We start from the raw sequence: 19445 nt of genomic DNA, 5'->3' as shown, positions 1-19445 counted from the left end.
GACGGGGGTTACAACCTGAAACACTTTGTTACGGCGGGTCAGAATCAATTCGCCCACAATCTGTTCAAACGGTTTCAACACGGATGTGTCCGGGCGCGCGGTTGCAAATGCGGCGTTTTCCGGTGGTCGCCTTGGGCGAATCTCTGAAAGGGACATCAGTGTTGGGATCGTTCGTCGATTTGACGTTGAATCGAATCCCACCTTTGGTCTCCTCGCGCTAACCCCGTAGCGTGTGGTTTTTAGCGGGCTCCAGGCCCGCTTTTTTTTCGCCTGCACAAACGTTTGCGCTAGTTGCGAGTTTCGCCGCCGAACGTTTCGTGCCATGACAGGAAGGGAGCGCTTAATAGCGCTCCCTTCGTCGTTTCAATTACGCCGTTTTGGCTTCCGCAAGCTTCAGGTCGTCGATCATCTGCGCGCGCATCACAAACTTCTGGACCTTGCCTGTCACCGTCATCGGCAATTCGTCGACGAACCGGATGTAACGCGGAATCTTGTAGTGCGCGATTTGTCCTTGGCAAAAGTCGCGGATCTCGTCGGCGCTGGCGATCTCGCCCGGACGCAGCACGACCCAGGCGCACACCTCTTCGCCATACTTTTCATCCGGGACGCCGAACACCTGCACCGACTGCACCTTCGGATGGCGGAACAAGAATTCCTCGATCTCGCGCGGATAGACGTTTTCGCCTCCGCGAATCAGCATGTCCTTCAGGCGTCCGACGATGTTGCAGTACCCTTCGGCGTCGAGCGTCGCGAGGTCGCCGGTATGCATCCAGCCATCGACGATTGCCTCGCGCGTCTTTGCGTCGTCGCCCCAATAGCCTTTCATCACCGAATAGCCGCGCGTGCACAGTTCGCCCGTCTGGCCGACCGGCACGATTTCGCCGAGCGGGCCGATGATCTTCACCTCCAGATGCGGCTGAACGCGCCCGACAGTGGTCGTGCGTTTGTCGAGCGGGTCGGTGGTCGAGCTTTGAAACGAAACCGGACTTGTCTCCGTCATGCCGTAAGCGATGGTGATCTCGTCCAAATGCATGGTGGAGACCACACGCTTCATCGTTTCGATGGGGCACGGCGAGCCCGCCATGATGCCCGTGCGCAGCCGGCTCAAGTCGTAATTCGCGAACTCGGGATGATCGAGCTCGGCGATAAACATCGTCGGCACGCCGTGTAGCGCCGTGCAACGCTCTTCGTGCACGGCGGCGAGCGTCGCGGCGGGGTCGAATGCCTCGCCGGGGAACACCATCGCGCAGCCGGTCGATACGCACGCCAGCACCGCGAGCACCATGCCGAAGCAGTGGTAAAGCGGCACGGGAATGCACAGCGAGTCGTTCTCGGTGAGGCGCATGGCCATCGCGATATAGCGCGCGTTGTTCACCACGTTCCGATGCGTAAGCGTCGCGCCCTTCGGATTGCCCGTCGTGCCGCTCGTGAACTGCACGTTGATCGCTTCGTCGGCGGCGAGTTTGGCTTCGAGCGCATCGAGCTTGGCGGTATCGACGAGCGCGCGGCCTTCTTCCATCAACGCGTCGAAGTTGAGCATGCCGGGCGTCTTGCCTTCGCCCATTCGGATGATGGCGCGCAGGTCCGGCAGCTTCGCCGCGTTTAGCGCGTTCGGTTGCGCATGGGCGAGCTCCGGCGCGAGCGTCTGCAACATCTCCAGATATTTCGACGATTTGAACTGCTCCGCCGCGACGATCGCCTTGCAGCCGACCTTGTTCAGTGCGTATTCCAGTTCGGCAAGCCGATAAGCCGGATTGATATTCACCAGCACCGCGCCGATGCGCGCCGTTGCAAATTGCGTCAGCAGCCATTCCGCGCGATTCGGCGACCAGATGCCGACGCGGTCGCCTGCTTCGATGCCAAGCGCAAGCAAGCCGCTCGCAAGCACGTCGATCTCGTCGGCGAACTCACGCCAGGTCCAGCGGAGGTTCTGCTCACGAAACACCACAGCGGGACGCCCGGGAAAGCGGCGCGCGGTATCGAGAAGAAAGCGCGAAACGGTGGCGTCGCTCAAGGGCGTGTCGGTCGCGCCGCGGACGTAGGAAAGACCGTCACGCGGTTCGACTTGCGCGCTGGCCTGCGTCGGTTGAGTTGCCATCGAAGGGTCTCCGCTATCGACCGTGCAAGATATGCAGCCTCAAAGACGTAGGCTGTTTGGAAGGCTATTTTGCACGGTGGCAAGCGGCGCTGGCATCAAGTGTTACCCGCAATCGGGGTGCACAACGGTCATGCAGATTTGCCGGTAAGCAACCCGGACTCGCCATAAAAAAAGCAGCCCGGAGGCTGCTTTCTTCGATTCGCTACAAGCGCGCTGGCTTAGTGCTTCGAGCCAAGCTTGCGCAAACGCTGAATGGCGGCGAGCTGTGCCGTTGCGTACGCGAGTTCCGCTTGCGCGGTCGCGTATTCAAGGTTCGAGCCCGTGTTCTGCAACGCTTCTTCCGCGCGCTTCTTTGCTTGCTCGGCCTTTGCTTCGTCAAGATCGGCGCCGCGAATGGCGGTATCGGCAAGAACGGTCACGACGCCCGGCTGAATCTCGAGGATTCCGCCTGCGACGAAAACGAACTCTTCCGAACCGTCTTCCGCTTCGATGCGCACCGCGCCCGGACGAATGCGCGTGATGAGCGGCGTGTGGCCCGGCAAAATGCCGAGTTCACCTGCTTCGCCCGGCAGCGCGACGAACTTCGCCTGGCCCGAGAAGATCTGCTCTTCCGCGCTGACGACGTCTACTTTGATGGTTGCCATATCGACTCCTGAGCGTATTACGAAGGCGCGGAGTTTGAGATCCGCGCCCGCTTCGTCTACACCCGACCGTTACTGAATCTTCTTGGCCTTTTCGAAGGCTTCGTCGATCGTGCCGACCATGTAGAACGCCTGCTCCGGCAGATGATCGCACTCACCTTCGACGATCATCTTGAAGCCGCGAATGGTTTCCTTCAGCGGCACGTACTTGCCCGGCGAGCCCGTGAACACTTCAGCAACGTGGAACGGCTGCGACAGGAAACGCTGGATCTTACGAGCGCGCGCCACGGCGAGCTTGTCTTCCGGCGCGAGTTCGTCCATGCCCAGAATCGCGATGATGTCGCGCAATTCCTTGTAACGCTGCAGCGTTTGCTGCACGCCGCGCGTGATCGAGTAGTGCTCTTCGCCGATCACGTTCGGGTCGATCTGACGCGAGGTCGAATCGAGCGGGTCCACTGCCGGATAGATACCCAGCGATGCAATGTCACGCGACAACACGACCGTTGCGTCCAAGTGGCCGAAAGTCGTAGCCGGCGACGGGTCGGTCAAGTCATCCGCAGGGACGTACACGGCCTGAACGGACGTGATCGAACCAGTCTTGGTCGACGTGATGCGCTCTTGCAGCTTGCCCATTTCTTCAGCCAGCGTCGGCTGATAGCCCACTGCCGACGGCATACGGCCGAGCAGTGCCGACACTTCCGTGCCCGCCAGCGTGAAACGGTAGATGTTGTCGACGAAGAACAGCACGTCGAGACCTTCGTCACGGAAGTGCTCGGCCATCGTGAGGCCGGTCAGCGCCACGCGCAGACGGTTGCCCGGCGGCTCGTTCATCTGGCCGTACACCAGCGCGACCTTGTCGAGAACGTTCGAGTCCTTCATTTCGTGATAGAAGTCGTTCCCTTCGCGGGTACGCTCACCCACACCGGCGAACACGGAATAACCGCCGTGTTCTTTCGCGATGTTGTTGATGAGTTCCATCATGTTCACGGTCTTGCCCACGCCGGCGCCGCCGAACAGGCCAACCTTACCGCCCTTGGCAAACGGGCAGATCAGGTCGATAACCTTGATGCCCGTTTCGAGCAGTTCGGTCGAAGGCGACAGCTCGTCGAACTTCGGCGCGAGCTGGTGAATCGAACGCGTGGCGGTCGATTCGATAGGACCGGCTTCGTCGATCGGACGGCCGAGCACGTCCATGATGCGGCCAAGCGTCGGCTTGCCGACCGGCACGCTGATGGGGTTGCCCGTGTTCTTCACTATCGTGCCGCGGCGCAAGCCGTCGGATGCACCCAGACAGATGGTGCGGACCACGCCGTCGCCCAACTGCTGCTGGACTTCCAGCGTCAGCTCGGTGCCTTCCAGAATGAGCGCGTCGTAAATCTTCGGCATGTGCGAGCGCGGAAATTCCACGTCGATAACGGCGCCGATGCACTGTACGATCTTGCCTTCTACCAAAGCAGTAGTACTCATCGCATTTCCTTTAGATACTGTGTTCTTTCACGCGGTCATCAAGATCAGACCGCAGCGGCGCCGCCGACGATTTCCGACAATTCTTTCGTAATCGCGGCCTGGCGGCTCTTGTTGTAGACGAGCTGCAGTTCGTTGATCACGGTCTTCGCGTTATCCGACGCGGCCTTCATTGCGACCATGCGCGCCGATTGTTCCGACGCCATATTTTCCGCCACCGCCTGATAAACCAGCGCCTCGACGTAGCGCACGAGCAATTCGTCCACCACGGTTTGAGCGTCCGGCTCGTAGATGTAGTCCCACGAGGTCTTCGGCGTGTCGTTCGCAATCGCGGCTTCGTCTGCCTTCTGCTGCAGATCTTCGGCCGTCAACGGCAGCAATTGCTCGATCACCGCTTCCTGCTTCATCGTATTGACGAAGCGCGTGTACCCCAGGTACACCGCGTTGATCTTGCCTTCCGAATACAAGTCGAGCTGCACCTTCACCGCGCCGATCAGCTTTTCCAGATGCGGCGTGTCGCCCAGATGTGTGACTTGCGACACGACCTTGGCGCGCAGCCGGTTCAGGAAGCCGAGACCCTTGGCGCCGATAGCCGACGCTTCGATGGACACGCCGGTCTGCTCCAGCTCCTTGATGCGCTGCAACGACGCACGCAGCACGTTCGTGTTCATGCCGCCGCACAAACCCTTGTCGGTCGTGACGAGGATCAGGCCGGCCGTCTTCGCGCCTTCGTTCTTCACCATGAACGGGTGACGATACTCAGGGTTCGCCGCGCTCATGTGCGCCGCGATTGCACGGACCTTGTCGGCATACGGACGGGCGGAACGCATGCGCTCCTGGGCGCGGCGCATCTTCGATGCGGCGACCATTTCCATCGCTTTCGTGATCTTGCGCGTGTTCTGCACGCTCTTGATCTTGCCGCGAATTTCCTTCATTCCAGCCATTGCTTACTCCTTGATCGAAGCCGCGCGGTGTTCATCGGTCGATGCACCGCGCGTTGCTCCTCAGTCCCGATCAATAAGCGCCCGACTTCTTGAAGTCCTTCAGCGCGGTATGCAGTGCGCCGTCGTCGTCCTTCGACAAGTCTTTATTGTCTTCGATGCGCTTAACCAGATCGGCATGGCTCGTCTTCAGGTATTCGCGCAGGCCCTTTTCGAACGGCAGCACTTGCGCAACTTCCAGATCGTCGAGGTAGCCGTTGTTAGCCGCGAACAGCGCCACAGCGAGTTCCCACACTTGAAGCGGCTGATACTGCGGCTGCTTCAGCAGTTCCGTCACGCGGCGACCGCGCTCCAGCTGCTTGCGGGTGGCTTCGTCCAGGTCCGACGCGAACTGCGCGAACGCAGCCAGTTCACGATACTGCGCCAAGTCGGTACGGATACCGCCCGACAGCTTCTTGATGACCTTGGTCTGAGCCGCACCACCTACGCGCGACACCGAAACGCCCGCGTTGATGGCAGGGCGGATACCGGCGTTGAACAAGTCGGTTTCCAGGAAGATCTGGCCGTCGGTAATCGAGATCACGTTCGTCGGAACGAACGCGGTCACGTCGCCGGCTTGCGTTTCAATGACGGGCAGTGCCGTCAGCGAACCGCTCTTGCCCTTCACTTCGCCGTTGGTGAACTTCTCGACGTAGTCTTCCGAAACACGAGCCGCACGCTCGAGCAGACGCGAGTGCAGATAGAACACGTCACCCGGATACGCTTCACGACCCGGCGGACGGCGCAGCAACAGCGAAATCTGGCGATACGCCCATGCTTGCTTGGTCAAATCGTCATAAACGATCAGCGCGTCCTGGCCGCGATCGCGGAAGTATTCGCCCATCGTGCAGCCGGCGTACGGCGCGAGGTATTGCATCGCGGCCGATTCCGAAGCCGAAGCCGCCACGACGATGGTGTAAGCCATTGCGCCGGTTTCTTCGAGCTTGCGCACCACGTTCATGATCGACGAAGCCTTCTGGCCGATCGCGACATAGATACAGAAAAGGTCCTTGCCCTTCTGATTGATGATCGCGTCGACAGCCACCGCGGTCTTGCCGCACTGACGGTCGCCGATGATCAGCTCGCGCTGACCACGGCCGATAGGCACCATCGAGTCGATGGACTTCAGACCCGTTTGCACCGGCTGCGACACCGACTTACGCCAGATCACGCCCGGAGCAATCTTTTCGATTGCGTCGGTCATCTTCGCGTTGACCGGACCCTTGCCGTCGATGGGGTTACCCAGCGCGTCGACCACGCGGCCGATCAGTTCCGGACCGACCGGCACTTCGAGAATGCGGCCCGTCGTCTTGACGATGTCGCCTTCCGAGATGTGCTCGTACTGACCGAGAATAACGGCGCCGACGGAGTCGCGTTCGAGGTTCAGCGCGAGGCCGAAGGTGTTGCCCGGAAACTCGAGCATTTCACCCTGCATCACGTCCGACAGGCCGTGAATACGCACGATACCGTCGGTCACGGAGATCACGGTGCCCTGGTTGCGAACATCCGCGCTCGCTTCAAGGCCCTGGATCCGGCTCTTGATCAGCTCGCTGATCTCAGAGGGATTGAGTTGCATTATTCGCTCCTGATAGTCAATTCTGTTGCGTGCCAGCGATTCGCTTCTAACGAAGCGTCAGGCGGTCAGAGCCGTCTGCATGCTGGCGAGGCGCGCGCGGACCGAGGTATCGAGCACTTCGTCGCCAACCGTCACGCGAACGCCGCCGATCAGCGACTGATCGACTTCGACGGTCGGTTTCAGCTTGCGTTCGAACTTGCGTTCGAGGCTTGCGACTAGGTCGTTCAATTGTTCGCCTTCGAAGGGGAACGCGCTTACGATCAGCGCGTCGGCCGCACCTTCGCGGGCGTTCTTCAGCTCGTCGAACTGCACGGCGATTTCAGGCAGCAGCGACAGACGATGATTGTCCACCAGCATGCCGACGAAATTCTTCGCCTGTACATTGCCTTGAGCCAAAGGCGACTTCACTGCGGACAGCAGCAGATCTGCTACTTGATCGCGGCTCACCTTCGGGCTCGAGGCGACCGACTGCACTTCGGGCAGACGCGCAACCTGGGCCAGTTCCTCGACGAAAGTGGACCAGCCCGCGAGATCGCCGCTCTCGGCTACGCGGAACAGCGCTTCTGCGTAAGGACGAGCGATGGTTGCAAGTTCGGCCATGATCAGAGCTCGGTTTTGAGTTGATTCAGCAGATCGGCGTGAGCCTTCTGATCGACTTCGCGCTTCAGAATTTGCTCGGCGCCCTTCACGGCCAGGGCCGCGACTTCGGCGCGCAGCGACTCGCGCGCCTTGACGACTTGCTGTTCGGCGTCCGCCTTGGCTTGCGCGACGATGCGCGCGGCTTCAGCCTGAGCGTTGGCCTTGATTTCTTCGGCGACGGCTGCGGCGCGCTTTTCGGCGTCAGCGATACGTTGCTGACCGTCCGTGCGAGCCTGCGCGAGTTCCTGGTCGACGCGCTTATGCGCGGCTTCGAGTTCCGCCTTGCCCTTGTCGGCGGCGGCGAGGCCGTCGGCAATCTTCTTTGAGCGCTCGTCGAGGGCATTGATCAACGGCGGCCACACGAACTTCATCGTGAACCACGCGAGGATCAGAAACACGACCATTTGCGCAAACAGGGTTGCGTTGAGATTCACGGTGTTTCCTTAAACGTTGCTTAGTCGGAGAGTGAAACGGTTAAAAGGCGCTCATCGGCCCGTTGTGCTCGATCAGCGCCTCACCCGTTCCGTCTTGCGTCTCATCGCAAGAAGAGACGCACACTTCCGAGGAACCTCAGCCTGCGAGCTTCGAGAGCAGCGGGTTCGCGAACGCAAACAGCATTGCCACACCAACGCCGATCAGGAACGCCGCGTCGATCAGACCAGCCAGCAGGAACATCTTGGTCTGGAGCGGGTTCATCAGTTCCGGCTGGCGGGCGCATGCTTCAATGTACTTGCCGCCCATCAGGCCGATACCGATACAGGCGCCGATTGCACCCAGGCCGATGATGATGCCGATACCGATGGCGGTCAGACCCTGGATGTTGGCGATGAAAGCGTTCATGTTCACTCCTTTGATTAAAGACTTTGGAACTGGATTTATAAAAATTGAAAACTAAAACCTAAGCGATTCTGGACCTGCCGCGAACACTCTTTAGTGAGAGTCGTGCGCCTGACCGATGTACACGAGCGTCAGCATCATGAAGATGAACGCTTGCAGCAGCACGATCAGAATGTGGAAGATCGCCCAGACCGTACCCGCGACCACATGGCCGATAAAGCCAAGTACAGAGGCGTCCGCGCCGAAGTGCCACATGCTGCCGAGCAGCGCGATCAGCAGGAACAGCAGCTCACCCGCGTACATGTTGCCGAAAAGCCGCATGCCGAGCGAAACCGTCTTGGCGACGAACTCGATGATGTTCAGCGCAAGATTCGGAATCCACAGAAGCGGATGCGCGCCAAACGGAGCGGACAGCAGCTCGTGCACGAAGCCGCCTGCGCCCTTGATCTTGAGGTTGTAGTAGATCATCAGCACGAACACGCCGAGCGCGATGCCGAGCGTGCCGTTCAAATCGGCCGTGGGCACGATGCGATGATGCGGCAGCACTTGTTCGAGGCCCAGCCAGCCAATCACGCGGCCTGGCAGATCCACGGGGATGAAGTCGAGCGAGTTCATCAGGGCGACCCAGACGAACACGGTCAGCGCGAGCGGAGCGATGAAGCGGCGGCTGCCGTGGATCATCGACTTCGACTGATCTTCGACCATTTCGACGAGCATCTCGATCGCGCACTGGAAACGGCCGGGAACACCGGACGTCGCACGGCGCGCCGCGATACCGAGAATGACGATGGTCAGGAGACCGCACACGATGGACCAGAACAGCGTGTCCAGATTCCAGACGTGGATGTCGAAAATCGACGTCTGCGTGTGCGTGGAAAGATTCTGCAAGTGGTGCGCAATGTACTCGGACGGGTCCAGAGCGTGCGTTCCTTCGCTAGCTGCCATATCGTTAAAGCCACCCAAATTGTCAAAAATCTTTCGTCGCCAGACGCTTATCCGAGCCACCGCTTCGCGTTGCGGCTCCGGGCGTCCGGCCCGAGCGCGGCGTTCATAACCGCGCTTTCATGTGTGATGCTACATACTTGACTTCGGGCTGGCGATTACCCTGGAGGTCAACGCAAAGCCATGGCCAGCCAGTAAGTCTTCAACGCGACGATGTACGTAACGAGCAAAGGCAACCACAGCGCGCTCTTGTACCAGAAAGCGACCGCTACGAACATAGCAATCGTCGCTCCCATTTTCATCGCTTCGCCGATCATCCAACTCATGATGGTCTCGGCTCCGCTCTTCGCCTTCAGGCGCGCCGCGAACAGTGCACTGGGCAGCCAGCAGATCGCGCCTCCGAGGAAGGCGGACAGCGCAGCATCGCCCGGCGGCTTGTAGAACAGCCACCACAACAGCGTCGCACCCAGGGACAAAACCATTTGCGCGGCCACTACCTTGAAAGGCGTGACCCGCGATGGACGACTCACATCAGGACCGAACAGCTTCTCTGCCTGGCCCCGCGTGAGCGGAACGATATTGTTATCTTGCGCCTCGGCGTCCCACGAGTCGTCAGACGAACTGCGGGGCTGATTTCCTGAAGCGTGAATGTCTCCGCGTTTGTTTTGAGCGCTGTCTTGCCCGCCCACCGGCGCTCGATTCTGCTCTCGCACCGTCTTCAAACCCCTTCAACACATCAACCGACAGTTCGGAAACCACCCTGCGCTTTCGCCGCGCTTTCTAGGTGGCCTAGCTGATAAATCCGGGGGATTGTAAGCGATTGTCCTCGGGGATTCAATAGTTTAGGTGCGTCAAAAGCCAAGCGGACAAAGCTTAAAAAATGGTCTCGAAAGCGAGACTTTTCTTGCGGTTACAAGCAGATTTTCAGACGACGTGAGATTGCGTCGCGAAACTCAGATGAGCGCCCATCCAACAAGCGCTGCAACAAACCAGAAAGGGATCGAAACGAGGTGAAACGGACCCCACATGCCCTTCTCGCCCGAAAGACGCACGGCGATGAGATTGGCGAGCGAGCCGATTGCCACCCCAAAGCCACCGACGCTCACGCCGAACGCAAGCGCGCGCCAGTCCTTCGAAAACTCGGCGAGCACGATGGCCGCCGGCACGTTACTGATGGCCTGCGACAGCACCGCGCCCGCAGCATACGCACGCATCGGCGTGCCGATATCCAACTGCGCAATGAAGCCGTGGATGGCCGGCAACGCGGCTGCGCTGCGCAGCACAATGAACATCAGCATGAAGATGAGCAGAAGCAGCCAGTCGATCTTCAAGACGACTTCGGGGCGCCAAAGCAGGAACGCGACGGCAATGACAGCGAGGCCGGGCCCGGCATGATGCGCGTCGGCCAGTGCGACGAAGCCAGCGAACGCAAGCACGCTCACACCGCATAACACACGGTCGACGCCGTGCTCTTCGGCATCGCCGGAAAAGTCGAGCGGCGCGTTGCGAAACATCGCGCAAGTCACGGCGCCGAGCATGAGCATGAGGACCGCGCAAAGCGGCAGCAACGCCCAGACGAACGCGCCGAAGGAAACGCCGCTCGTCTGCCAGAGGAAAAGGTTTTGTGGATTGCCGAGCGGCGTGAGGATCGATCCCGCGTTCACCGACAACGCGATCACGATAACGAGACGCTTGATGGGCAAGGGCGCGAGCCGATGCAGCGATAGCGCGAGCGGCACGACCGCGAACAACGCGACATCGTTGGTCAGCACCGTGGACAGCGCCGCCGCCAGCGCGACGAGCAGCAGCGCCAGGCCGCGTTCGCCGCGGATGTGATGCACCAGCCGATGCGCGGCCCACATCAGGAATCCTGACAATTCGATCGCTTTGGTCAGGATGAGCAGGCCGGCGAGCGTGAGCACGGTCTGCCAATCCACAAGACCTGGCAGCGAAGCCCACGAGCGCGGATGAACCACTTGCAACACGCCGAGCGCGAGCACGAGAATGGCGAGGACCGGCTCTTTACTGACGGTCCTCCAAACGCGCGTCAGGAGGTCGGACCGCGATTGCTTGACGTTGTATTCCGACAAGACTCACGCAGCCGAATTAGGCGCTTCAATGCTGCCGCGTAGTTTGCTCAGAATGCCTTCGAGCGCGTCGAGGTTACCGAAATCGATCATCACCTTGCCGCGTCCTCGTCCGCCCAGCTTGATCTTCACGCTCGCCGCGAGCAGATCCGACAACTCTTCTTCGAGCCTGCGCGTGTCACGGCCGCCATCGTTCGCGGGACGCGCCTTGACTGCCGGCGCTTCCTTCGTCGTCGCGGCGACGAGGCGCTCCGTTTCACGCACCGACAAGCGGCGATTCACCACGTGATTAGCCAACTGAATCTGCGTGGCGGCATCGACGGCGAGCAGCGCGCGTGCGTGGCCCATGTCGAGATCGCCTGCGAGCAGCATCGTCTGAACGGGCGTGGCGAGGTTCAAGAGACGCAGCAGATTCGATACCGCGCTACGCGATCGCCCGACCGCTTCGGCCGCCTGCTCGTGCGTGAACGTGAATTCGTCGAGCAGGCGCTGGATACCCTGCGCCTCTTCCAGCGGATTCAAATCCTCCCGCTGGATGTTTTCGATCAGCGCCATCGCGGCGGCAGCCTGATCGGGCACGTTCTTCACCAGCACCGGCACTTCGTCGAGCCCAGCCAGACGCGCCGCGCGAAAACGTCGCTCGCCCGCGATGATTTCGTACTGATCCGGGCCGACGGAGCGCACGAGAATCGGCTGCATGAGGCCTTGCGCGCGAATACTCGCGGCGAGCTCTTGCAACGCGCCCTCGTCCATTCGGGTACGCGGCTGATACTTGCCCGCCTGCAGCTTGTCGAGCGACAGGACTGACGGCGTGCCTTCGCCGCGTACGGCTTCGGTAATGTCGACGCTGCCGCCGAGCAATGCATCCAGGCCTCGGCCCAAACCCTTCTTCTTCATCACAGCGCTCATTTCGATTCCTCCGTTGGCGTCGTCCGCCAGATCGAATGGGTTTGCGTTACAGCGCGCGTACGCGCTCGATCATTTCCGTGCCGAACTGGATATACGCCTGCGCGCCACGCGACGACTTGTCGAACACCACGCCTGGCAGGCCGTAACTCGGCGCCTCGGCAAGGCGCACGTTGCGTGGAATGACGACATCGAAAACCTTGTCGCCAAAGTGTTCCTTCAACTGTTCGGACACTTGCTGCTGCAAGGTGATGCGCGGATCGAACATCACACGCAACAGTCCGATCACTTTTAGATCGCGGTTGAGGTTCGCGTGGATCTGCTTGATGGTGCTCACCAGATCCGACAAGCCTTCCAACGCGAAATATTCACACTGCATTGGAATGACGACGCCATGTGCTGCGCACAACGCGTTCAATGTCAACAGCGACAATGCAGGCGGACAATCGATCAAGATGAAATCATAGTCATCGACTATTTCCGCGATGGCCGAGCGAAGAATGTGCTCGCGGTCATCCATGTCTACAAGTTCGACTTCCGCGCCAGCGAGTTCACGATTCGCAGGCAGAACGTGGTATCCCACGCTCTCCGGTCGCACTACCGCCTCACGTAGCGTCACGCCATCGACTAGCACTTCGTAGATTGTTTTCTCGCATGCGCCTTTGTTGACGCCACTGCCCATCGTCGCGTTCCCCTGCGGGTCCAGATCGATCAGTAGAACGCGTTGATCAAGGCCCGCGAGACTTGCCGCGAGATTGACCGCCGTGGTGGTCTTTCCAACGCCGCCCTTCTGATTTGCGACGCAGAAGATTTTTGCCATCGTTTTATGTCCTCGTTTCTTCGCTGTCAGAAGATCAGCTGCGTTTACGGCCGTGACGAAAGCGCCCGCGACGTGTTACTGCGCGCCGACGGCTACATGGATCAAGTGGCGCTCGGCATCGAGCATCGGAACATTCAGACGCTCGATGCGCTCCACCGTCGCGCCCTCTGGCAGACGCGCGATCTCGTCGTCCGGTTGCAAGCCCTTCATCGCGAGAATCCGGCCGTCCTCCGCAACCAGATGACGCGCAAGTGTAACGAAATCCGCGAGGTCTGCGAACGCGCGCGAGACAATTACGTCGAATTTTACCGGGACTTCGCAACCCGGCCGCAGATTCTCAACACGTCCGGTCACGACGGAAAGATTCGCCAACCCCAACTGAACCTTCGCTTGCGACTGAAAGGCGGTCTTCTTATGAACGATGTCATTCAGCGTCACTTTCACGTCGGGAAAGACGATGGCCAGCACGATGCCCGGCAGGCCGCCGCCCGAACCGACATCCAAAATCGATTTTGGTCGGCGCGCCACGAGCATCGGAACGATGGCAAGCGAATCGAGAATATGCTGAATGAGCATTTGCTTCGGGTCGCGGATCGCGGTCAGGTTGTAGACGGCGTTCCATTTGCCCAGCAGCGCGACGTAATCGAGTAGCTGCTGTTTCTGCGATGACGTCAACCCAAGCTCGAGTTCAGCCGTACCTCGGTCGAGCAAGTTAGCCAGCAATTCGTTTTGGTCCTTCATTGAACCACCGGGTTGCTGCTGGCCTGATCCTGATCGCTGCCTGTGCCGCGTCCGCGCCGGCCGAGGCCGCGCTTGAGATGCACCATGAGCAATGAGATGGCAGCCGGCGTGATGCCCTGAATACGCGAAGCCTGCCCGATCGTTTCTGGACGATGCTGCGTCAACTTTTGTCGCGCCTCAAACGAAAGGCCGCGCACTTCGCTGTAGTCGATCGCCTCTGGTAAACGCGTGTTCTCTTGCGCTCCGTTGCGCACGATCTCGTCCGCTTGCCGGTCGATATAGCCTTGGTACTTCACGCCAATCTCGATCTGTTCTTTGATCTGCGCAAGCAGAACTGGATCATCGGCTAACGCTTCGGCTGAACCGCATTCCCCGCTGCGCAGAGCGCAGACGCCGTCGTATGAGACACCAGGGCGTCGTAGCAGGTCGGCCAAACTGTACTCGTGATCGATCGGCTTGCCGAGTAATGCGGTCGCCTCTTCAGCCGGAAGCGTCTTAGGGTTCACCCAAGTGGAGCGCAGACGCTCTGTTTCACGTGAAACAGCGTCGCGCTTGCGGCTGAAAGCATCCCAACGAACGTCACCTACGACTCCAAGCTCCCGCCCTGTTTCGGTCAGGCGCATATCCGCGTTATCTTCACGTAGAGACAGACGATATTCCGCACGGCTTGTGAACATTCGATACGGCTCAGAAACTCCGCGCGTCGTCAAATCGTCGACCAATACACCCAAGTACGCATGATCACGGCGCGGCGTCCAGGCATCCCTGCCCTGCACTTGAAGCCCTGCATTTATGCCGGCTAGTAGTCCCTGCGCGGCAGCTTCCTCATAACCCGTCGTGCCGTTGATCTGTCCGGCGAAGAAAAGCCCACCAATGGATTTCGTTTCCAGCGAAGCCTTCAGCGCACGCGGATCGAAGTAGTCGTATTCGATTGCATAGCCAGGACGCAAGATATGGGCGTGTTCGAGACCACGCATGGAACGCACAAGATTTAACTGGACATCGAAAGGCAGACTCGTCGAAATTCCATTGGGATAGAACTCGTTCGTCGTCAGCCCTTCCGGCTCCAGGAAGATTTGATGTGCGTCCTTCGACGCAAACCGATGGATTTTGTCTTCAATCGACGGGCAGTAGCGCGGCCCAACGCCTTCAATTACCCCTGTGTACATCGGCGACCGATCCAAGCCCGACCGAATAATGTCGTGCGTTTGAGCGTTCGTGTGCGTCACCCAGCACGGCACCTGACGCGGATGCTGCTCGACGCGGCCAAGAAAAGAGAAAACCGGAACCGGATCCAAATCGCCCGGCTGCTCTTCAAGTTTTGAAAAATCGATCGTGCGGCCGTCGATGCGCGGTGGCGTTCCCGTCTTTAGTCGGCCCTGTGGCAAATTCAACTCTTTGAGACGTGCGGATAAAGATATCGCAGCAGGATCGCCCGCGCGGCCGCCCACGTAGTTGTTCAGCCCCACGTGGATCTTTCCGTCGAGGAATGTCCCCGCTGTCAGAACCACGGCACGCGCCCGAAACCGTAAGCCAACTTGCGTAACGGCACCAATCACGCGGTCGCCTTCCACCATCAAATCGTCAACGGCTTGCTGGAACAGCCAGAGATTCGGCTGATTTTCCAGCCGATGGCGTATTGCCTGCTTGTAAAGAATGCGGTCGGCTTGAGCGCGCGTGGCTCGCACTGCAGGACCCTTCGACGAATTGAGAATACGAAACTGAATACCGGACTCGTCGGTGGCGGCAGCCATCGCACCGCCCAACGCATCGACTTCCTTGACGAGATGTCCTTTTCCGATGCCGCCTATCGACGGGTTGCAGCTCATCTGGCCAAGCGTCTCAATGTTATGCGTCAGGAGCAGCGTCCGACAGCCCATTCGCGCCGATGCAAGCGCCGCTTCGGTGCCCGCGTGACCACCGCCAACGACGATCACATCAAATTCTGAGAGAAAAAGCATGAAGATCTCGCATCGGGCGATGCGAACCTGAAGAAAGAATATCGACGAATTATATCGGGTTCTCGTCCGCCGATTTTCCAACGACCCGGAAAAGGCGAAAAAAATGGCGTGTTTCACGTGAAACACGCCTTCGAGATTTGACGCAGCCCGCTAAACAGCCTTCTTTACCAACCCGAGGTAAGTCTCAATGACTTGGGGATTGTGTTGCAAATCTTGCGCGGGGCCTTTCAGGGCGAATTCGCCTGTCTCAAGAACGTAGCCAAAGTCAGATATCTGTAGTGCCGCGCGTGCGTTTTGCTCGATCAAAAGTATTGCGACGCCCGTCTCGCGAAGCGCGCTAACGATATGAAAAATCTCCTTCACGATCAAAGGTGCCAGACCCAGACTAGGCTCATCGAGCATCAACAATTTTGGCTTGGCCATCAACGCTCGACCCACAGCAAGCATTTGCCGCTCACCGCCGGATAGCGTTCCTGCCGCCTGCGTGCGGCGTTCCTTCAACCGGGGAAAAAGGCGAAAGACTGTTTCAAGTTGATCCAAGAAATTTCGCTCCCCCGCTCGCTTGCGCCGATAGGCGCCTAGGACGAGATTGTCCTCAACCGACATCGAAGCAAACAGTTCCCGGCGCTCAGGGACAAGGCACATTCCACGTGAAACACGACGCTCGATAGGCAGCGCAGCGACATCCTCGTCCAGATACCGAATCACACCGTTAGACGATCCTGTCTGCGGCAAAGCTCCCATGATTGCATTCAACAGGGTGGATTTTCCCGCACCATTTGGACCGATCACGGACACGATTTGTCCAGCGCCGACCGTAAGCGTCGCATTGTGCAGCGCCTCGACTTTCCCGTATCGGACGGATAAACCATCGACTTGAAGAATCGGCACACTTTTTTGCATCACTCCACTCCACCAAGATACGCTTCGAGCACAGTAGGATCTTTCTGAACATCTGACGGCAAACCTTCTGCGATCTTCGTCCCGAACTCCATCACGACAAGGCGGTCGGTGAGATTCATCACGAAGTCCATATCGTGCTCGACCAGCAGGATGCTCATTCCCTCTGCGCGAAGCCTACGCAGCAGGTCGGCAAGCTGAAGCTTCTCCTGGTATCGCAAACCAGCTGCTGGCTCATCAAGAAGCAAAAGCGTCGGATCGCAACACAGCGCGCGCGCAATTTCCATGATGCGTTGTTGCCCCAGCGCCAAACTTCCGGCCTCACTGAATACATGCTTTTCCAGACCGACGCGTTCGATCTGTCGCGCCGCCTCGGCCATCAGCCGACTTTCCTCCGCACCGTTCAAACGCGCGACGCTCCGCCAAACTCCGGTGTTTCCCCGCAGATGCGCGCCGATCGCAACATTTTCCAAGACGCTCATACCCGGAAGCATCTTCACGTGCTGGAAGGTTCGCCCGATGCCGCGCTTTACGATCTCCCGCGATGTCAGCCTCTCGATACGCTCGCCTCGAAAGCTGATCGCGCCGCTCGTGGCCTGAAGCACTCCGGTCACGAGATTGAAAGTGGTGGATTTTCCAGCGCCGTTCGGCCCGATCAGCCCTATGATCTCCCCTGCCTTTATATCGAAACTCACATCGTTTACTGCAACAAGCCCGCCGAACTGTTTGCGCGCGTTATCGACGACAAGAAGCGATTCGCCCGCCGCCGGCTTGCTGCGCTGCGGCAACGCTTCGCCGCGCTCCGGCACGCGCGCTCGCGGAGCGCTTGGAAACAAACGCGCCACAAACGGCCACACTCCCTGACGCGCGTATTGAAGCAGCAGCACCATCAACACGCCGAAGACAATAACCTCGAAGTTTCCGTTCGCACCGAGCAACTTGGGCAGCAGCGTCTGCAGATAATCTTGCAGAACGGTGAGGATAGTCGCGCCCAGAATCGCACCCCAGACATGCGCCACTCCGCCAACCACCGCCATGAACAGAAACTCGATGCCATGATTAAGCCCGAACGGCGTCGGATTCACCGCACGCTGCAAATGCGCGTAGAGAAAGCCGGAAATGGACGCAAGCACCGCCGCATAGACAAAGATAACGACGCGCATCCAGCCGGTATTGACGCCCATCGCCTCCGCCATCGTGCCGCCGCCGCGCAACGCGCGGATAGCGCGGCCCGGACGACTATTAAGCAGATTCTGAACAGATACGACGGCGAGCAGCACGACGACCCAAATCAGGTAGTAGATGCTGCGCCCAGACTCCAAGTGCCATCCAAAAAGGTTCAACATAGGAATTCCATTGATCCCGTCGTACTTGCCGAGCAACTCCATGTTTCCGAACAGATAAAACAACGACAGTCCCCACGCGATTGTGCCGAGCGGCAGAAAGTGCCCGGAAAGCCGCATCGTGATGAGGCCCAGAAACAGCGCGATGACTGCCGTCAACACCACGCCCGCGATCAACGCAAGCCACGGTGAGACACCGTATTGGGTCGTCAGAAACGCCGTTGCATACGCGCCTACGCCGACGAACGCGGCCTGCCCGAAGCTCGTCATCCCGCCTATGCCCGTCAGCAAGACGAGCCCTATCGCGACAATCGAATACAAGCCGATGTAGTTGAGCAGCGTTATCCAGTACTCGGGCACGGCCACCGGTTTCGGCAACACGGGCAACGCAAAGACCACGACGAGGAACAGCCAGAAGAAGCGGTATCGATGAAGGAATGCCATTGCGTTACTCCTCGTCTTCATCGGAATGCGGGCTTGCCAGGCTTCGCCATAGCAGCACCGGAATAATTAGCGTGAAGACGATCACCTCTTTGTACGCACTCGCCCAGAATGACGAATACGACTCCAGCAAGCCGACGAGCAGCGACCCCGCTGCCGCCAGCGGATAACTCACCAGACCGCCCACGATTGCCCCGACGAAGCCCTTCAAGCCGATCAGGAATCCCGAGTCGTAATAGATGGTCGTGATGGGTGCGACGAGTACGCCGCACAGCGCGCCGAGCCCCGCCGCCAGCGTGAACGCGAGCCGCCCCGCCTGCGTCGTGCCGATGCCGACCAGTCGCGCGCCCAAACGGTTCACCGACGTCGCCCGCAACGCCTTGCCGGAAATGGTCCGGTCGAAGTAGAAGTAGAGAGCCGCGATCAGCACGACCGCCGTGCCCACCACCCACACACTCTGCCCGGAGATCGACACGCTGCCGAGATTGAAGGTGGCGTCGGAGAACGCTGTCGTGCGCGATCCTTCCGCGCCGAACATGACGAGCCCGAGCCCGACCATCGCGAAGTGCACGGCCACCGCGACGATCAGCAGCAACAGCGTGCTCGCCTCCGCGATCGGCTCGTAGGCGAGTCGATACACGAACGGTCCCATCGGCACGACGATCAACAGCGTCAGCGCGATCTGCACGAACATCGGCAAGGGCTGCGCGAAGATTGCCTGCGTCAGTGCCCATACGGCGACGGGAAACAGCACATACTTTCCCGCGAGCGTTGCAAGCAGCCGTCCAATCTGCCGATACCGCGTCGGATGCCGCACGATCCCCGCAAGTTCGGCGACGAAGCAACCCGCGCCCATGACGATGAGCAAGTAACACGTCGCCGGCAGCTTTTGCGTCTGCAGCGCGGCAAGCGTGAGCGCGCCATAAGCGACGAACTCCCCTTGCGGGATGAAAATGACGCGAGTCACGGAAAACACGAGCACCAGGGCGAGCGCGAGCAATCCATAGATCGCGCCCGTGGTGATCCCGTCTTGCGCGAGGATCGCCGCAATCGATAAGTCCATACTTCC

18 protein-coding genes are annotated in these 19445 nt (G+C 59.6%); all 18 read right to left on the bottom strand.

Going from position 1 to position 19445, the window contains the following annotated elements:
* Window positions 1-367 precede the first annotated feature (367 nt).
* The 18 genes from ACYQ47_RS21950 to ACYQ47_RS21865 all read right to left on the bottom strand — a co-directional run bounded on the left by ACYQ47_RS21950 (window position 368) and on the right by ACYQ47_RS21865 (window position 19439).
* Window positions 368-2098 carry an AMP-binding protein gene (locus ACYQ47_RS21950; RefSeq protein ID WP_459906849.1) on the bottom strand — a complete coding sequence of 577 codons (1731 nt, stop codon included), beginning with the start codon at window positions 2096-2098 and terminating at the stop codon, window positions 368-370.
* A 218-nt stretch (window positions 2099-2316) separates the two neighbouring features.
* Window positions 2317-2742 (bottom strand): F0F1 ATP synthase subunit epsilon, encoded by a 426-nt coding sequence (locus ACYQ47_RS21945; RefSeq protein WP_244826603.1) that lies wholly within the window; start codon window positions 2740-2742, stop codon window positions 2317-2319.
* Between the two features lie 69 nt (window positions 2743-2811).
* Entirely contained in the window at window positions 2812-4206 is a 1395-nt protein-coding gene (gene atpD / locus ACYQ47_RS21940; protein ID WP_244826604.1) for a F0F1 ATP synthase subunit beta, read from the bottom strand.
* A gap of 44 nt (window positions 4207-4250) precedes the next feature.
* On the bottom strand, window positions 4251-5147 hold the full coding sequence (gene atpG, locus ACYQ47_RS21935) for a F0F1 ATP synthase subunit gamma (RefSeq protein WP_244826605.1): 897 nt from the start codon (window positions 5145-5147) through the stop codon (window positions 4251-4253).
* A gap of 70 nt (window positions 5148-5217) precedes the next feature.
* Entirely contained in the window at window positions 5218-6759 is a 1542-nt protein-coding gene (gene atpA / locus ACYQ47_RS21930; protein WP_244826606.1) for a F0F1 ATP synthase subunit alpha, read from the bottom strand.
* Between the two features lie 57 nt (window positions 6760-6816).
* On the bottom strand, window positions 6817-7359 hold the full coding sequence (locus ACYQ47_RS21925) for a F0F1 ATP synthase subunit delta (protein WP_250466184.1): 543 nt from the start codon (window positions 7357-7359) through the stop codon (window positions 6817-6819).
* Window positions 7360-7361: 2 nt separating this feature from the next.
* A complete protein-coding gene (locus ACYQ47_RS21920; protein WP_244826608.1) occupies window positions 7362-7832 on the bottom strand; it encodes a F0F1 ATP synthase subunit B in 471 nt (156 codons plus the stop codon).
* A 136-nt stretch (window positions 7833-7968) separates the two neighbouring features.
* On the bottom strand, window positions 7969-8238 hold the full coding sequence (atpE, locus tag ACYQ47_RS21915; RefSeq protein ID WP_244826609.1) for a F0F1 ATP synthase subunit C: 270 nt from the start codon (window positions 8236-8238) through the stop codon (window positions 7969-7971).
* Window positions 8239-8328: 90 nt separating this feature from the next.
* A complete protein-coding gene (atpB, locus tag ACYQ47_RS21910) occupies window positions 8329-9180 on the bottom strand; it encodes a F0F1 ATP synthase subunit A (RefSeq protein ID WP_244826610.1) in 852 nt (283 codons plus the stop codon).
* Between the two features lie 167 nt (window positions 9181-9347).
* Complete coding sequence (locus tag ACYQ47_RS21905; protein ID WP_250509722.1) at window positions 9348-9827, bottom strand: ATP synthase subunit I; 480 nt, start codon at window positions 9825-9827, stop codon at window positions 9348-9350.
* A 303-nt stretch (window positions 9828-10130) separates the two neighbouring features.
* Window positions 10131-11267, bottom strand: a complete 1137-nt coding sequence (locus ACYQ47_RS21900) for an SLC13 family permease (RefSeq protein WP_459906844.1) — start codon at window positions 11265-11267, stop codon at window positions 10131-10133.
* A gap of 3 nt (window positions 11268-11270) precedes the next feature.
* Complete coding sequence (locus ACYQ47_RS21895; protein WP_244826612.1) at window positions 11271-12173, bottom strand: ParB/RepB/Spo0J family partition protein; 903 nt, start codon at window positions 12171-12173, stop codon at window positions 11271-11273.
* Between the two features lie 46 nt (window positions 12174-12219).
* Window positions 12220-12990 (bottom strand): ParA family protein, encoded by a 771-nt coding sequence (locus ACYQ47_RS21890; RefSeq protein ID WP_459906842.1) that lies wholly within the window; start codon window positions 12988-12990, stop codon window positions 12220-12222.
* A 75-nt stretch (window positions 12991-13065) separates the two neighbouring features.
* Window positions 13066-13731: a 16S rRNA (guanine(527)-N(7))-methyltransferase RsmG gene (gene rsmG / locus ACYQ47_RS21885; protein WP_459906840.1), complete on the bottom strand. Its 666-nt coding sequence runs from the start codon at window positions 13729-13731 to the stop codon at window positions 13066-13068.
* Window positions 13728-15692: a tRNA uridine-5-carboxymethylaminomethyl(34) synthesis enzyme MnmG gene (gene mnmG, locus ACYQ47_RS21880; RefSeq protein ID WP_459909268.1), complete on the bottom strand. Its 1965-nt coding sequence runs from the start codon at window positions 15690-15692 to the stop codon at window positions 13728-13730. Before mnmG ends, rsmG begins: the two co-directional genes overlap by 4 nt.
* A gap of 150 nt (window positions 15693-15842) precedes the next feature.
* Window positions 15843-16595, bottom strand: a complete 753-nt coding sequence (locus ACYQ47_RS21875; protein WP_459906838.1) for an ABC transporter ATP-binding protein — start codon at window positions 16593-16595, stop codon at window positions 15843-15845.
* Complete coding sequence (locus ACYQ47_RS21870; protein ID WP_459906836.1) at window positions 16595-18379, bottom strand: branched-chain amino acid ABC transporter ATP-binding protein/permease; 1785 nt, start codon at window positions 18377-18379, stop codon at window positions 16595-16597. Before ACYQ47_RS21870 ends, ACYQ47_RS21875 begins: the two co-directional genes overlap by 1 nt.
* A 4-nt stretch (window positions 18380-18383) precedes the next feature.
* A complete protein-coding gene (locus tag ACYQ47_RS21865; RefSeq protein ID WP_459906834.1) occupies window positions 18384-19439 on the bottom strand; it encodes a branched-chain amino acid ABC transporter permease in 1056 nt (351 codons plus the stop codon).
* Window positions 19440-19445: the final 6 nt, after the last annotated feature.

Source organism: Caballeronia sp. HLA56, assembly GCF_054655155.1.
This window is presented reverse-complemented; position numbering and strand designations above follow the sequence as displayed.

Excerpts from the sequence above, each read along its gene's own strand:
- ACYQ47_RS21950 (WP_459906849.1), bottom strand. The coding sequence starts at position 2,098 with ATGGCAACTCAACCGACGCAGGCCAGCGCGCAAGTCGAACCGCGTGAC.
- ACYQ47_RS21945 (WP_244826603.1), bottom strand. The coding sequence starts at position 2,742 with ATGGCAACCATCAAAGTAGACGTCGTCAGCGCGGAAGAGCAGATCTTC.
- atpD (WP_244826604.1), bottom strand. The coding sequence starts at position 4,206 with ATGAGTACTACTGCTTTGGTAGAAGGCAAGATCGTACAGTGCATCGGC.
- atpG (WP_244826605.1), bottom strand. The coding sequence starts at position 5,147 with ATGGCTGGAATGAAGGAAATTCGCGGCAAGATCAAGAGCGTGCAGAAC.
- atpA (WP_244826606.1), bottom strand. The coding sequence starts at position 6,759 with ATGCAACTCAATCCCTCTGAGATCAGCGAGCTGATCAAGAGCCGGATC.
- ACYQ47_RS21925 (WP_250466184.1), bottom strand. The coding sequence starts at position 7,359 with ATGGCCGAACTTGCAACCATCGCTCGTCCTTACGCAGAAGCGCTGTTC.
- atpE (WP_244826609.1), bottom strand. The coding sequence starts at position 8,238 with ATGAACGCTTTCATCGCCAACATCCAGGGTCTGACCGCCATCGGTATC.
- atpB (WP_244826610.1), bottom strand. The coding sequence starts at position 9,180 with ATGGCAGCTAGCGAAGGAACGCACGCTCTGGACCCGTCCGAGTACATT.
- ACYQ47_RS21895 (WP_244826612.1), bottom strand. The coding sequence starts at position 12,173 with ATGAGCGCTGTGATGAAGAAGAAGGGTTTGGGCCGAGGCCTGGATGCA.
- ACYQ47_RS21890 (WP_459906842.1), bottom strand. The coding sequence starts at position 12,990 with ATGGCAAAAATCTTCTGCGTCGCAAATCAGAAGGGCGGCGTTGGAAAG.
- rsmG (WP_459906840.1), bottom strand. The coding sequence starts at position 13,731 with ATGAAGGACCAAAACGAATTGCTGGCTAACTTGCTCGACCGAGGTACG.
- mnmG (WP_459909268.1), bottom strand. The coding sequence starts at position 15,692 with ATGCTTTTTCTCTCAGAATTTGATGTGATCGTCGTTGGCGGTGGTCAC.
- ACYQ47_RS21875 (WP_459906838.1), bottom strand. The coding sequence starts at position 16,595 with ATGCAAAAAAGTGTGCCGATTCTTCAAGTCGATGGTTTATCCGTCCGA.
- ACYQ47_RS21870 (WP_459906836.1), bottom strand. The coding sequence starts at position 18,379 with ATGGCATTCCTTCATCGATACCGCTTCTTCTGGCTGTTCCTCGTCGTG.
- ACYQ47_RS21865 (WP_459906834.1), bottom strand. The coding sequence starts at position 19,439 with ATGGACTTATCGATTGCGGCGATCCTCGCGCAAGACGGGATCACCACG.